This window comes from Bacillus sp. FSL R7-0646 (assembly GCF_037969865.1).
GTDB classification, from domain to species: domain Bacteria; phylum Bacillota; class Bacilli; order Bacillales; family Bacillaceae; genus Bacillus; species Bacillus licheniformis.
Genome location: NZ_CP150217.1, coordinates 2,830,239 through 2,844,561 on the forward strand (window position 1 = coordinate 2,830,239; position 14,323 = coordinate 2,844,561).

A 14,323-nucleotide genomic window follows, 5' to 3' on the forward strand; every position below is an offset into this window, starting at 1 on the left:
TGCTCCGGGATGCCGACGGTTTCCGGATGCAAAAAAAGAACCTCCTTTAGGCCAGGAGGTTCTCTGCATTATGCTGAAGTTTTTTTGTCTTTATTGACGACCGTGCCGTCTTTCATAATGAGACGCGGCGGTTCGCCGTCAGTGACGGTTTTGCCTGTGATCACGCATTTTTCAATATCCTCGCGAGACGGCAGATCAAACATCACGTCGAGCATGATTCCTTCGATAATGGAACGAAGTCCGCGTGCTCCTGTTTTACGTTCAATTGCTTTTTTAGCGATTTCTGTGAGCGCTTCGTCTTCAAACACAAGCTCCACATCATCCAATTCAAGCATTTTTCTATATTGTTTAACAAGCGCGTTTTTCGGTTTTGTTAAAATTTCAACCAGCGCTTTTTCATCCAGCGGCTCAAGGCTTGCGATGATCGGGAGACGGCCGATGAATTCAGGGATCAGCCCGAAGCGAAGCAAGTCTTCCGGAAGCACTTTGGAAAGAAGCGCTTCTTTTTCAAGGTCTTCATGCTTGTTGTCAGAGCCGAAGCCGATGACCTTCTGGCCGAGACGGCGCTTGATGATCTGCTCGATTCCGTCAAAAGCTCCGCCGCAAATGAACAGGATGTTGGTTGTGTCAATTTGGATGAACTCTTGATGAGGATGCTTTCTTCCGCCTTGTGGAGGAACGCTGGCAACCGTACCTTCAAGAATTTTAAGCAATGCCTGCTGAACGCCTTCGCCTGATACATCGCGTGTAATCGAAGGGTTCTCGGACTTTCTGGCCACTTTATCGATTTCATCGATGTAGATAATGCCTTTTTCCGCTTTTTCAACATCGTAGTCAGCTGCCTGGATCAGCTTAAGCAAAATGTTCTCCACATCTTCACCGACATAGCCTGCTTCAGTAAGCGACGTGGCATCCGCAATGGCGAACGGCACATTCAGGATGCGGGCAAGCGTTTGAGCAAGAAGCGTTTTTCCGCTTCCAGTCGGTCCGATCATGGAAATGTTACTTTTTGACAGCTCGACGTCGTCGACTTTGCTGTTCGAATTGATCCGCTTGTAATGATTGTAGACGGCCACGGCAAGGGATTTTTTTGCCTGGTCCTGGCCGATGACGTATTCATCAAGAATCTCGCGGATTTCCTTTGGCTTCGGAACATCTTTGAACTCCACTTCTTCTTCAGAGCCGAGTTCCTCTTCTACAATTTCAGTGCAAAGTTCGATGCACTCGTCACATATATATACGCCTGGTCCGGCGACAAGCTTGCGTACCTGATCTTGTGTTTTACCGCAAAACGAGCATTTCAATTGTCCTTTTTCCTCGTTGAATTTAAACATTCTTTCACCCCTTATATCCTTGTCATTCCTGTTTCTTCGTTAAAAGAAACATCGCTTGAAAACATTCGTTCCATTATGTATTGCATTTTACCACACTTTCCAAAAAGGCGATAACGTTGTGTTTGCCGTCCGGCATATTCAATATGTATGTTGATCAAAACGACATTATCTATCCTTTCCCAAAGAAAAGATGATAAGTCAAAATTGTATAAAACAAGGCACGAAACATTCGCGCCCTGTTTTATATAAAGTATGATTATGAAACATATTAACGGTTTTCTACAAGAAAATCAATTGCTTTGCGAACTTTTAAGTCCTCTTTCATTCCGTCTGTAGAACCGATTGCTTGTTTGATGTTTTCAACAGGCATGTTGTATGCTTCAGCCATTTTAGAAAGCTCTTCTTCGACTTCTTCGTCAGTGACTTGAAGGTTTTCCGCTTTGGCGATCGCTTCCAGTGTCAGGTTGGATTTCACGCGTTTTTCAGCATCCTCTTTCATTTGCTCTTTCAGCGCGTTTTCATCCTGTCCTGAGAATTGGAAGTAAAGCTCAAGGTTCATGCCCTGCATTTGAAGACGCTGTTCGAATTCTTTCATCATGCGGTCAAGCTCTGTGTCGATCATCGCTTGAGGAATGTCAGCCTCAGCGTTTTCAGCTGCTTTCAAGACAAGCTCTTCGCGAAGTTTAGCGTCCGCTTCGTTTTCCTTTGCTTCTTCGAGACGTTTTTTCGTTTTTTCAGTCAGCTCGGCAAGCGTTTCAACTTCCTCGTCGACATCTTTTGCAAACTCGTCATCAAGCTCAGGAAGCTCCTTCGCTTTGATTTCGTGAATTTTCACTTTGAATACCGCAGGTTTGCCCGCAAGCTCTTCCGCGTGGTATTCCTCTGGGAATGTCACTTCAACGTCTTTTTCAGCACCGGCTTCAAGTCCGACAAGCTGATCTTCAAAGCCCGGGATGAAAGAGCCTGAACCGACTTCAAGGGAATAGTTTTCCGCTTTTCCGCCTTCGAATGCTTCGCCGTCTACGAATCCTTCGAAGTCAAGAACAACAGTGTCCCCTTCTTCAACTTTGCCGTCTTCTTTTACAACGAGTTCAGCCTGGCGCTCTTGGAGAGACTTAAGTTCGTTTTGAACGTCCTCATCCGTTACGGCAGTATCGTCTTTTTCAATGCCAAGGCCTTTGTATTCGCCAAGTTTCACTTCAGGCTTAACCGTTACCTTCGCAGTGAAGATCAGGTTTTCGCCTTTTTCGATTTTTTCCACATCGATTTCCGGACGGTCAACAGGCTCAATGCCTGCTTCCTCTACCGCTTTCGGATATTCGACAGGAAGCAGGATGTCCAGCGCATCCTGATAAAGCGCCTCTACGCCAAAACGCTGTTCAAACAAACCGCGCGGCACTTTCCCTTTGCGGAATCCAGGAATGGATACTTGCTTTACTACTTTTTTAAATGCATCATCAAGGGCTTTATTAAAGGTATCGGCATCTACCTCAACCGTTAAAACGCCTTCGTTTCCTTCTTGCTTTTCCCATTTTACTGACATGTGTTTCCCTCCAAAATCTATTCAGGTTGTGTCGGTTTTCCATTTTAAAACAAGCAAACGGCTACGTCCATCGCAAGCTGCCGACTGAGTGCAGCTCATGTGTTTCTGACAGCCATCATTATGTATACAAAGATAAATAATGAATCTTTAGCGGCAAACGGATCAACTTCCGTTTTTCACAAATGCAACCACTATATTATAACACAATGCCTGCTGCTTTCAACATTTACAAATAAGAAATTTCTTCTATGTCTTTGATCAGCGCGCAGGCTTCGTCAAGCTGTCTGTCATTGAATTCATAGAGAATATGAAGCTCCTCTTTATCGATGTCGATCCCGTGCATCTCATATCCGACTTTATGCAGTGCAGCAGCCCAGAGCTCGCGGTTTGAGTATTTCGGCTGAAACGGATAGAGGACGTAAATATGCCTTCTCCACAGCTCTTCGACCGCCTGGTACAGCGTGGGATTTTCATTCCCCAGCGTATCATCGAGCACGCTCAGAACATGCTTTAATATCGGCATGTCATCAGGCTTGACCGTCTCTGTCGGATTAATTGTCATCGAATCGCCAAATTTTGCGACAAGCGTCGGCTTTTCATGGTCTGACTCGGCTAAAAGCTGAAGAATCATCGTTTTTACGACAGGATGTGCGCTCGGATTTTGCAGAATCGTTTTCAACAAGCCGATATAGCTTGTCAGATTGCGGTCCTTCAGCCCGTGAAGAAGCTTAACCTGCTCTTCCGTGTCATTCAAAAGCCTTTCCTGATCAACCTCCTCCGTCTCGGGAAGGTCTTCGGTGATGTCCTCAGGCCCCGGGTCTTCCGTCATCTTGCGGCTGAAATCAAGCAGTTTATAAAACTGTTCCGCGCTTTCAGGAGGAAGCTTGTTTTCTTCGAGTACAGCTTCGATCGTTTCTTTAACTTTTTCGTATTGTCTGAGCTGGATTAAAATCGTCATATAGACTTGTAAAACGGTAAAATAGTGGCCGTGGCCTTCCTTCAGCATTTTTTCGCAGATGCCTTTCGCTTCTTCAAGCTCGCCGATTTCAAGCAGGCAGATGGCCATTCCCAGATAAATATCAGATTCCTCATCATCATAGCGCTTCGCTTCAGAAAACAGCCTGAGCGCTTCATGGTAATTCTTTTCTTTGAGCGCACCCATCCCTTTGTGCACTAAACGCTCCTTTACGTTCGGGAACGGTATGATCTTCGAGTTCTTCTTGTCATGCTTCATTTCTAAGTTCCTTTCAGGCACTTATTTTTTAACAAGTGTATCAACCCGGCCCGCTAAACACAAGAAAGAACCGGCGGCAGTATGCTGCGGCCAGCAAAAAAAGCCTCCGATCTACATCGGACAGCTTTTTTATGCTTGCAGCCAAGAACTTCTCTGTTTCTCAAATTGTTCGATTTCTTCTTCAAGGAGCAATGTTAAAGAAATTTCGTCGTAACCGTTCAGCAGCATCTCTTTCCAATGCGGATCGACCTCAAAGGCAATCTGCCGCCCGGCATGATCTGTTATCGTCTGTTTTTCGAGATCGACCGTCATCGTCAAAGATTGATACTCATACTGTTCAGCAAGCTCTTTCCACGCCTCATAAGGAAGGCGGATCGGCAGCATGCCGTTTTTAAAACAGTTTTGGTGAAAGATATCGGCAAAAGACGGCGCGATAATGATTTTAAATCCGTAGTCGTCAAGCGCCCATGGCGCGTGTTCCCTTGAAGAGCCGCAGCCGAAGTTTTCGCCGGCGATTAAAATCGAAGCGCCTTTGTATTCCGGCCGGTTCAGTTCAAAATCAGGATTGGGATCGCCGTTATCCAGATAGCGCCAGTCAAAGAAAGCAAAACGGCCGTATCCCGTTCTTTCGATCCTTTTTAAAAATTGCTTCGGAATGATCTGGTCCGTGTCTACGTTGATTCTGTTTAGCACCGCCGCTATTCCGTTATGGGTCTTTAATGGCTCCATCTTGTCACTCCTCTATACAGCTGTTGTCTCTTGGTAATATTTTCTGACATCGACAAAGCGGCCGTGAATCGCGGCCATCGCAGCCATCGCCGGGCTGACGAGATGCGTTCTGGCTCCTTTGCCCTGCCTGCCTTCAAAATTGCGGTTGGAAGTCGAAGCGCAGCGCTCTCCTTCAGGGACAACATCATTGTTCATGCTCAAACACATGCTGCATCCCGATTCTCTCCATTCAAAGCCCGCTTCGATGAAAATCTTGTGAAGCCCTTCTTTTTCCGCTTGGATTTTGACGCTTTGCGAGCCGGGTACGACGATCGCTCTGACGCCGTCGGCGACTTTTTGACCTTTAATCATTTCGGCCGCCTGGCGAAGATCTGTCATACGCGAGTTGGTGCATGAACCGATAAAGACATGCTCAATTGTAATGTCCTCGATTTTTTTATATGGTTCAAGACCCATATATTCATATGCGCGCTGCGCTTCTTTTTTATCGTCTTCCTGCAAGAAAGCCTCAGGCCCCGGAATCGTTTCATCAACCGGCAGCACCATGCCAGGGTTGATGCCCCACGTCACCATCGGAGAAATGGCGCTTCCGTCCATCACGATCGTCCGGTCGTAGACCGCCCCCGGATCGGTTTTCAGGTTCTTCCATTCTTCTACAGCTTTCTCAAAATCCTCGCCTTTTGGCGCATATTTTTTTGTTTTGACATATTCAAACGTCGTCTCATCCGGTGCAATCAATCCAGCTCTTGCCCCAGCTTCGATTGACATGTTGCAAACCGTCATCCGTTCGTCCATCGACATGTCTCGGAACACTTCGCCGGTATATTCAATGACATAGCCCGCACCGAATTTAACCCCGTATTTTCCGATGATCGCCAGAATGACGTCTTTAGCCGTCACTCCTTTTTGCAGTTTGCCGTCAACGCGGATTTCCAGCGTCTTCGGTTTTTGCTGCCAAAGCGTCTGCGTTGACAAGACGTGTTCGACTTCGCTCGTTCCGATTCCGAAAGCGAGCGCGCCAAACGCTCCGTGTGTGGATGTATGGCTGTCTCCGCAAACGATCGTTTTGCCCGGGAGCGTCAATCCCAGTTCAGGCCCGATGACATGGACGATCCCCTGGTCTACGCTTGACAAGTCTGCAAGGCGGATGCCGAATTCTTCGCAATTCCGTTCGAGCGCACTGACCTGCCGTTTAGCGACATCATCTTTAATCTCAAACCGATTGACAGTCGGAATGTTGTGGTCCATCGTGGCAAACGTATTTTGAGGCCGTCTGACTTTTCTGTTCTTTTGCCTCAGGCCTTCAAAGGCCTGAGGCGACGTTACCTCATGTATCAGATGCAGATCGATATAGAGAAGGTCAGGCTTCCCTTCACCTTTTTTAATCACGTGTTGATCCCAAATTTTTTCGATGATCGTTCGAGGCATCATCTTTCTTCCTCCCTCTACCAATATCCATTTTCCTTAAACGTAAGCGGTCATGATGTTTGAAATGGCATTGTCGTCTGCCAGCGCGGCTTTTACTTCCCCTGTAATCGATTGAGTTGTGCAATGTTCCGAGCCTTTTGCCAGGTCCTTCGTCCGTTTTCCTGCCCGGAGAACTTGATCGACTGCATGTTCAACAGCTTGCGCTTCAGCTTCAAGACCGAATGACGTCCTGAGCATCATAGCCGCGGACAAGATCGCCGCAAGCGGATTGGCAATGTTCTGTCCCGCGATATCAGGAGCCGAGCCGTGCACAGGTTCGTATAAATGAAGTCCAGAGCTTGATAAGCTGGCCGACGGCAGCATGCCGAGCGATCCGGTCAGCATCGATGCTTCATCGCTTAAAATATCGCCGAACATGTTTTCTGTCACGATAATATCAAACTGTCCAGGCGCATAGATGAGCTGCATGGCTGCATTGTCGACGAGCATGTGCTCAAGCTTGACGTCAGGAAACTCTTTCGCCACTTCTTCCGCCGTCTTGCGCCATAGTTTGCTTGACTCAAGAACGTTGGCTTTATCAACGGAGGTCACTTTGCCTTTTCGACTCTGCGCCATTTGGAAGGCTTCCCTGATGACCCTTTCCATTTCCGACTTTTTATAAAACAGCGTGTCAACCGCTTCTTCCTCGCCGTTCTGATTGACGTACTGCTCGCTCGGCTTTCCAAAATACAAGCCGCCCGTCAGCTCGCGAACGATGACAAAGTCAACACCTTCGATATATTCGGTTTTTAACGGAGAAGCTCCCGCAAGGCTTTCAAATACTTTAACAGGCCGCAGATTGGCAAAAAGATCGAGCTGCTTGCGGATGGCGAGCAGCCCTTTTTCAGGCCGCAGCTCAGAAGGATTTTGATCCCATTTCGGCCCGCCTACAGCTCCGAGCAAAATGGCGTCCGCAGCTTTGCAGGCGGCGACAGTTTCCTCAGGAAGCGGCGCTCCTGCCTCATCAATTGCCGCCCCGCCGATCAGGCCGTATTCAAATTCGAATTCATGCTGATAATGTTCAGCAACGCTTTTCAGCACATCAACAGCCGCGTCCAATACTTCGGGACCAATTCCGTCACCGGGCAAAAGTGCGATTCGTTTTTTCAAATTCAACAAACTCCTTCCTTCTTACTGTTATGATCCTACAGCCGCCTGTTTTGACAATCCTTCCGTATTCGTCTTCAATACGAGATAGCGGTTCACAGCATTCAAGTAGGCTTTGGCAGATGCTTCGAGAACATCCTGGGCAACCCCGCGTCCTCCCGATTCTTTTCCATCGATCATCACCCTGACGTATACTTGCGCGAATGCATCCTGTCCCTTGCGGTTGGATTGAATCCGGTAATCAAGGAGCTGGACTTCTTTATCCATACAGCGCTTCAGCGTGTTGTACACCGCTTCAACGCTTCCCGCTCCGGTCGCCGCTTCCTGGATGACCTGATCCGTTTCCTGATCTTTAAGGGAGACTGTTGCTGTCGGAACCTGGGAGGTGCCGTAATGAACCTGCAGTGAAATAAAATCATAGCCGATTTTGCGGTCTGCCGTTTTCTCTTCGAGTATCAGCGAGATGAGATCTTCATCCGTAAATTCCTTTTTCTTTCCGGTAAGCTCTTTAAAAATGTTGAAGAATTTATTGATTTCTTCTTCTCCAAGCTGGAATCCGAGGTTTTGCAGCTTATCTTTAAATGCGTGGCGCCCTGAATGCTTTCCGAGCACAAGCGCATCCGTTTTCACGCCGACAAGTTCCGGAGAAATAATTTCATATGTTGTTTTTTCTTTTAAGAAGCCGTCCTGGTGAATGCCTGATTCGTGGGCAAAGGCATTATCGCCGACAACCGCTTTGTTCCGCGGCACGGCCATGCCGGTCAGCTTGCTCACTAAATCACTTGTCCGTTTAATCTCATTCAGCTGAATCGTTGATTCCGCCTGGTAGAAATCTTTTCGGATATGGAGGGCGACGGCGATTTCTTCAAGCGAGGCGTTCCCCGCTCTTTCGCCTATGCCGTTGATGACCGATTCGACTTGATCCGCTCCGTTTTCAATCGCAGCCAAAGAGTTGGCGACAGCCATGCCCAAGTCATCGTGGCAATGGGCTGAAAGCTGGACTTTGTCGGCATTGCGGGCATTTTCTTTAATATAGCGGAAGATATTTCCATACTCGGCAGGCGCTAAATAACCGACCGTATCCGGCAGATTGACGACATCCGCTCCCGCGGCGATCACTTCGCTTACAATCTCGGCTAAAAACGGAAGATCAGTCCGGCACGCATCTTCGGCAGACCACTGGACGATCGGGAAGCGTTCTTTGGCGTATTTCACCATTGCGACCGCCTGTTCCAGAACCTGTTCGCGCGTTTTTTTCAGCTTATATTTTAAGTGGATGTCAGAAGTGGCGATAAAAATGTGAAGCCTTGGTTCAGCTCCGTCTTTGAGCGCTTCCCACGCCGAGTCGATATCTCCTTTGACAGAGCGGGCAAGCCCTGTTACCGAACAGTTTTTAATCGTCCTTGCGATTTCTTTTACTGCATTGAAATCCCCGGGGGATGAAGCGGGAAAGCCCGCTTCCATAATGTTGACCCCGAGTTTTTCAAGCTGCTGGGCGATCGCCAGCTTCTCCTGCGTGTTTAAATTAACGCCCGGCGACTGTTCACCGTCACGGAGTGTCGTATCAAAAAAGTTAATTTTTCGCACCGGCTACCACCGCTTCCTTTTTCTTGCCCTGCTTGACAAACGGCATCATTTCGCGAAGCTTTCTGCCGACCACTTCGATTTGGTGTTCGTTTTCGCTTGCATTGATGGCGTTGAAACGCGGACGGTTGACTTGGTTTTCGACGATCCACTCTTTTGCGAATGTACCGTTTTGGATGTCTTTCAATACTTCTTTCATTGATTCTTTTACCTTCTCATCGACAACGCGCGGACCTGATACGAAGTCTCCCCACTGCGCTGTGTCGGAAATCGAATATCTCATCCCTGCCAAACCTTCTTCATACATCAAGTCGACGATGAGCTTCAGCTCGTGCAGACACTCGAAGTATGCGAGTTCAGGCTGATAGCCCGCTTCTGTCAGCGTTTCGAACCCGGCTTTGACAAGGGAAGTCAATCCTCCGCACAGCACCGCCTGTTCTCCGAAAAGATCGGTTTCAGTTTCTTCTTTAAATGTTGTTTCAAGAACACCGGCTCTTGCGCCGCCGATCGCTTTAGCATAAGCAAGGGCTTTGTCTTTCGCTTCCCCTGTCACATCCTGATAGATCGCAAACAGCGCCGGAACCCCCGCACCTTGTTCAAACGTTCTTCTGACAAGATGTCCCGGTCCTTTAGGAGCGACAAGGAATACGTCAACATCCGCCGGAGGCACGATCTGATGGAAATGAACGTTGAATCCGTGGGCGAATACAAGTGAATTGCCAGCTTGAAGTCCGTCTTTAATTTCCGCTTCATACACTTTTTGCTGCTGTTCATCCGGAAGAAGCACCATGACGATGTCGGCCTGTTCTGCCGCTTCTCTTACCGTGAAAACTTGATGGCCGTCTTCCTCTGCTTTTGCAAAGGATTTCCCTTTTCTGACGCCGACAATGACGTCCACTCCGCTTTCTTTCAGGTTCAGTGCGTGCGCATGGCCTTGTGAGCCGTATCCGATCACCGCTACTTTTTTGCCTGCTAATACGTTTTCTTTGATATCACCGTTATAATATACTTTTACCATTTCAATCTCTCCCTTTTTATGATTTATACAATAGATATTGTTTTAATAGAGGCCGGCTTTTGCTGAGTTCCCCTCGCAAAGGCCGTGGTGCCTGTTCTGGCTACCTCTTTAATCCCGTATGGTTTCAATAGTTCGATCAGGGCTTCGATCTTGCTCGATTCCCCTGTCACTTGAATCACGACGCTGTCTTTTGCGACATCGACGACAGACGCCCGAAACGGTTCGATGACGCCGTTTATTTCCGTCCTGCTCGACGGAGGGGAAACCACCCTGATTAACGCCAGCTCTCTTTGGACGATCGATTGATTCGTAATGTCCGTGACTTTCAGTACATCAATCTGCTTGTTTAATTGTTTTGTCAGCTGTTCCGTTTCTTTTTCATCTGCCACATGAACGACAAACGTGATTCTGGAAATTCCCGCGGTTTCGGTGTGGCCGACCGTAATGCTTTCAATGTTGTAATGCCGTTTTGTAAACAACCCTGTGATTCTGTTTAAGACGCCGCTTTGGTTCAAAACCGTCAGCGTGATGATTCTTTTCAAGGTTTCACCCCCACCATTTCGTGCAGCCCTTTTCCAGGCGCAACCATTGGAAATACTTTTTCAGCTTGTGCAACTTGAACATCAATGACCATCGGTTCATTCGACGTTAGCGCCGCTTCCAGCTTTTCTTCCGCTTCTTCTTCGGATGTGATTCGGACGCCTTTGATGCCGTAAGCTTCAGACAGCTTGATGAAATCAGGCTGTGATGTGAACTTGGAGTGCGAATAGCGCTCATCGTAAAAGATTTCCTGCCATTGCCGGACCATTCCGAGGCAGCGGTTGTTTAAGACCACGACCTTGATCGGAAGGTTCAGATCGTGAATAACAGACAGCTCCTGCAGCGTCATCTGGAATCCTCCGTCGCCGAGTATCGATACAACCGTCGCATCCTTATCCGCAAGCTGTGCTCCGATTGCCGCCGGAAGTCCGAAGCCCATTGTGCCGAGCCCGCCGGAAGTGACCCATCTGTCGGCTTTTTGGAACTGATAAAATTGCGCGGCCCACATTTGATGCTGTCCGACGTCTGTTGTTACAATAGCTTCGCCCTTTGTATAGCGGTGGATATATTCGATCAGCTTCTGCGGTTTGAATCCTTCTGTTTCATTTTCTTCATACCAGAGCGGATATTCGGTTTTCCATGCCGCAAGCTGCTTTTTCCACTCATCAGAAGCGCTCGGCTTGCCGTTTTGCTTGATCAGCTCCGTCAGTACAAGCTTGCTGTCGCCGACAACCGGAATGTGCGTATGAACGTTTTTGCCGATTTCAGCCGGATCGATGTCAATGTGAGCGACTTTCGCATATTTTGCAAAATGCTTCAAGTTCCCTGTGACCCGGTCATCAAACCTGGCACCGATGCTGATTAACAGATCGCTTTCATACAGAGCCATGTTGGCCGCATACGTTCCGTGCATTCCGGCCATCCCGAGGAAAAGCGGATGATCGGCCGGAAATCCTCCCAAGCCTAACAGCGTATGTGCCACCGGAATCTGCTGCTGTTCGACATAATTTTTTAATTCTTCTGACGCTTTCCCGTGCAAGACGCCCGCACCCGCTAAAATAACCGGCTTTTTCGCTGCACTGACCGCTTCCACAAGCTTTCTGATCTGCAGATAATTCGGTTCCTTCGTCGGCTGATAGCCCGGAAGGTGAATGTCGTGGTCATAGCGGAATTCTCCTTCTACAACGGCGATGTCTTTAGGAATATCGATTAAAACGGGGCCCGGTCTTCCTGTTGTTGCGATATGGAATGCTTCTTTAATAATTCTCGGCAAATCTTCGGCATTGCGTACCTGGTAGCTGTGCTTTGTAATCGGCATCGTAATTCCGATGACGTCCGCTTCTTGGAATGCGTCAGATCCGATAACCGATGTCGCAACCTGACCGGTGAATACGACGAGAGGCAATGAATCGATCATCGCGTCGGCCAGACCCGTTACAAGGTTGGTCGCTCCCGGTCCGGATGTAGCGATGACGACACCCGGTTTCCCGGAAATCCTTGCATATCCTTCGGCTGCGTGGATGGCGCCTTGTTCATGGCGCGTCAGCACATGAAACATTCCCGATCCGTAGAGTTTGTCATAAATCGGCAGGACCGCACCGCCCGGATACCCGTAGATCACTTCAACATTTTCCTGTTTTAAAGCCTCGATCAGCATTGACGCCCCTGCCATTGTTTGTGTACATTGGGCATTTTCAGCATCCAACTGTACATTCGTCCCCATTTTTCTTCCTCCTTATCAAGTGATCATCATCACTGTTCATTCACAATTGTTTTTCAAAAAATAATCAATATATATGTGCCGCAAAGCATGTATCCAATCTGCTTTTGCAGCTAAAAAAAGCCTTCCCGCCCACTGTTGACGCTGCACACCTTGCAGGCCAAAGGGGCGAAAAGGCTTTTCTTTCCGCGGTACCACCCTTGTTCGCGGCTTTTGAAAGCCGCCTTATGGATAATCGCTTATCCGGTTTAATAACGAGTGAACCTTCGTAATGTTCACCCGGCCAGCCCTACTAAACATGGAAATCGTTCAGACTGACACTCAGAGGGGAGTTCACAAGCGGAGGCCGTCACCGGTTCCCAGCAATCCCGGCTCTCTGCAGGCGGCGTTTCCGCTGCTACTTATCCTCTTCAACGTTTATCTTTATTCAGCTGACACTTAAGCTTTGATCTTTGAGGCTGACTTTTAACCCTTCACGGACGACGCGCTCGCGGAACTTTTCAAGCATCCGGTTTGTGTGGACTCCCGGTTTGCCGTCCCCGATCTTGCGGCCGTCAACTTTTACGACCGCGATGACTTCTGCAGCCGTTCCGGTTAAAAACACTTCCTCGGCTGTGTATACGTCATGGCGGGTAAACGGCTCTTCTTTCACTTCATAGCCGAGCTCTCGCGCTATTTCGATGATGGCATTCCGGGTGATTCCTTCAAGCGCTCCGATATAGCCCGGAGGCGTCAAGAGCTTTCCGTTTTTATAAATAAATACGTTATCCGCAGACCCTTCGGCGACATAGCCTTGATCATTGAGCATGAGCGCTTCCGTCACACCCGCCATATGCGCCTCGATCCGGACAAGAATATTGTTTAAGTAGTTCAGCGATTTTACTTTAGGGCTCAGCACATCGGGTCTGTTCCTTCTTGTCGGAACCGTAACAATGTCAATCCCCGTTTCATATAAATGTTTCGGGAATATTGCCAATGGTTCGACAATTATGATGACACTCGGGTTTGAACAATTGTTTGGATCGAGTCCGAGGTCACCTGCTCCTCTTGAAACGACCAAGCGGATGTAAGCGTCTTTCAGCCCGTTTTTTTCGACTGTTTTGAGTACGTGCTGTGTCAGTTCTTCCTGTGGATATGGAATCTCCAGCATGATCGATCTCGCAGAATCGTAGAGGCGGTCCATGTGCTCTTGCATTCTGAAGATGTTGCCGTCGTATACCCTGATCCCTTCAAACACGCCGTCCCCGTATAAAAATCCGTGATCATAGACTGATATTTTAGCGTCTTCTTTTTTAACGAGTTTGTCGTTTAGGAAGATCCACTGGTCTTTCTGGTCCCCCATCCCTCAAGCACACCTTTCTGTTGTAAATGAACGCTTTAAACGATTAAAAATTCATGATGCGGGAACCCGTTTTCCCGCTGTCATTCCCGGGAAAGATGAAAAGTTTTCAAGTGATTTGTTCTTTTGTTTGAACTCATATTACGCCCCTTTACATACAGTGTCAACCGTATTTTTTAAAATTATTAGACAATTTTGATTAATCAATCTATTTGTATACGCTTACATGATTGATATAAAAGGAAATGTAAAATTGAAAAACAATTTAAAATTTTTTATGTAATCTATAAAGATTACATAAAAAAACTGGCGTTTTATACAGTTTTGTTAGATTTTATCCCGACAATTTTTTATAATTTCATCCCCGCCGGTTAGATTTTTTGCCACATATATGTACAGACTCCATTTTACGATTTTTTACATAAACTGGTGTTAATCAAAAAGAAACAGGTGAATATGATGTACCGCACATTTCCTGCGCACTCTGTTCCCCGCGTGCGCCAATACCCGGGATACTTCGGCTACCCGGTTACTTATGTCTATAATCCTTCAGCACACGGGCCATATACCTATTATCCGTACGGCGGGGTGTTCACCACTCCGACGCTCGGATTCGGCATCGGCTACCCGGGAATTTCCGTTCCGGCTGTACACGCCTTTACCGGTGGATTCAGAGACAATGAATAAAGCACAAAAAAAGAGAGGGCA

General features: G+C 47.7%; 12 protein-coding genes and 1 other annotated feature. Of the genes, 1 reads left to right on the forward strand and 11 read right to left on the reverse strand.

The window, feature by feature from the left end; translation table 11 throughout:
- Positions 1 to 68: 68 nt before the first annotated feature.
- From clpX to ilvE, 11 genes are all read right to left on the reverse strand, one after another.
- Positions 69 to 1,334, reverse strand: a complete 1,266-nt coding sequence (gene clpX / locus MKY62_RS14725; RefSeq protein WP_003184083.1) for an ATP-dependent protease ATP-binding subunit ClpX — start codon at positions 1,332 to 1,334, stop codon at positions 69 to 71.
- 268 nt (positions 1,335 to 1,602) lie between these two features.
- Positions 1,603 to 2,877, reverse strand: coding sequence for a trigger factor (gene tig / locus MKY62_RS14730; RefSeq protein WP_003184085.1), 1,275 nt, complete (start codon positions 2,875 to 2,877; stop codon positions 1,603 to 1,605).
- A gap of 226 nt (positions 2,878 to 3,103) precedes the next feature.
- Entirely contained in the window at positions 3,104 to 4,111 is a 1,008-nt protein-coding gene (gene ddcA, locus MKY62_RS14735) for a DNA damage checkpoint antagonist DdcA (protein WP_003184086.1), read from the reverse strand.
- A gap of 129 nt (positions 4,112 to 4,240) precedes the next feature.
- On the reverse strand, positions 4,241 to 4,840 hold the full coding sequence (gene leuD / locus MKY62_RS14740; RefSeq protein ID WP_003184088.1) for a 3-isopropylmalate dehydratase small subunit: 600 nt from the start codon (positions 4,838 to 4,840) through the stop codon (positions 4,241 to 4,243).
- 12 nt (positions 4,841 to 4,852) lie between these two features.
- Positions 4,853 to 6,271, reverse strand: a complete 1,419-nt coding sequence (leuC, locus tag MKY62_RS14745; protein ID WP_003184089.1) for a 3-isopropylmalate dehydratase large subunit — start codon at positions 6,269 to 6,271, stop codon at positions 4,853 to 4,855.
- 33 nt (positions 6,272 to 6,304) lie between these two features.
- Positions 6,305 to 7,417 carry a 3-isopropylmalate dehydrogenase gene (gene leuB / locus MKY62_RS14750; protein WP_003184091.1) on the reverse strand — a complete coding sequence of 371 codons (1,113 nt, stop codon included), beginning with the start codon at positions 7,415 to 7,417 and terminating at the stop codon, positions 6,305 to 6,307.
- 27 nt (positions 7,418 to 7,444) lie between these two features.
- Positions 7,445 to 9,001, reverse strand: a complete 1,557-nt coding sequence (locus tag MKY62_RS14755; protein ID WP_003184093.1) for a 2-isopropylmalate synthase — start codon at positions 8,999 to 9,001, stop codon at positions 7,445 to 7,447.
- Positions 8,988 to 10,016, reverse strand: a complete 1,029-nt coding sequence (gene ilvC, locus MKY62_RS14760; RefSeq protein WP_003184095.1) for a ketol-acid reductoisomerase — start codon at positions 10,014 to 10,016, stop codon at positions 8,988 to 8,990. Before ilvC ends, MKY62_RS14755 begins: the two co-directional genes overlap by 14 nt.
- 23 nt (positions 10,017 to 10,039) lie before the next feature.
- Positions 10,040 to 10,558 carry an acetolactate synthase small subunit gene (gene ilvN / locus MKY62_RS14765; protein ID WP_003184097.1) on the reverse strand — a complete coding sequence of 173 codons (519 nt, stop codon included), beginning with the start codon at positions 10,556 to 10,558 and terminating at the stop codon, positions 10,040 to 10,042.
- Positions 10,555 to 12,279: an acetolactate synthase large subunit gene (ilvB, locus tag MKY62_RS14770; RefSeq protein ID WP_003184100.1), complete on the reverse strand. Its 1,725-nt coding sequence runs from the start codon at positions 12,277 to 12,279 to the stop codon at positions 10,555 to 10,557. The genes ilvN and ilvB overlap by 4 nt, the downstream gene beginning before the upstream one ends.
- Before the next feature lie 158 nt (positions 12,280 to 12,437).
- Positions 12,438 to 12,699: a binding site (T-box leader), on the reverse strand.
- Positions 12,700 to 12,703: 4 nt separating this feature from the next.
- Positions 12,704 to 13,618, reverse strand: a complete 915-nt coding sequence (gene ilvE / locus MKY62_RS14775) for a branched-chain-amino-acid transaminase (protein ID WP_003184102.1) — start codon at positions 13,616 to 13,618, stop codon at positions 12,704 to 12,706.
- 456 nt (positions 13,619 to 14,074) lie between these two features.
- Here ilvE and MKY62_RS14780 point away from each other — a divergent pair, with 456 nt between their 5' ends.
- The gene (locus tag MKY62_RS14780; RefSeq protein WP_003184104.1) at positions 14,075 to 14,302 is read left to right on the forward strand and encodes a hypothetical protein; all 228 of its coding nucleotides are present in this window, start codon (positions 14,075 to 14,077) and stop codon (positions 14,300 to 14,302) included.
- The last annotated feature ends 21 nt before the right edge of the window (positions 14,303 to 14,323 follow it).

Coding starts and splice junctions, on each gene's coding strand:
- clpX (WP_003184083.1), bottom strand. CDS start 1,334: ATGTTTAAATTCAACGAGGAAAAAGGACAATTGAAATGCTCGTTTTGC.
- tig (WP_003184085.1), bottom strand. CDS start 2,877: ATGTCAGTAAAATGGGAAAAGCAAGAAGGAAACGAAGGCGTTTTAACG.
- ddcA (WP_003184086.1), bottom strand. CDS start 4,111: ATGAAGCATGACAAGAAGAACTCGAAGATCATACCGTTCCCGAACGTA.
- leuD (WP_003184088.1), bottom strand. CDS start 4,840: ATGGAGCCATTAAAGACCCATAACGGAATAGCGGCGGTGCTAAACAGA.
- leuC (WP_003184089.1), bottom strand. CDS start 6,271: ATGATGCCTCGAACGATCATCGAAAAAATTTGGGATCAACACGTGATT.
- ilvC (WP_003184095.1), bottom strand. CDS start 10,016: ATGGTAAAAGTATATTATAACGGTGATATCAAAGAAAACGTATTAGCA.
- ilvB (WP_003184100.1), bottom strand. CDS start 12,279: ATGGGGACGAATGTACAGTTGGATGCTGAAAATGCCCAATGTACACAA.
- ilvE (WP_003184102.1), bottom strand. CDS start 13,618: ATGGGGGACCAGAAAGACCAGTGGATCTTCCTAAACGACAAACTCGTT.
- MKY62_RS14780 (WP_003184104.1), top strand. CDS start 14,075: ATGTACCGCACATTTCCTGCGCACTCTGTTCCCCGCGTGCGCCAATAC.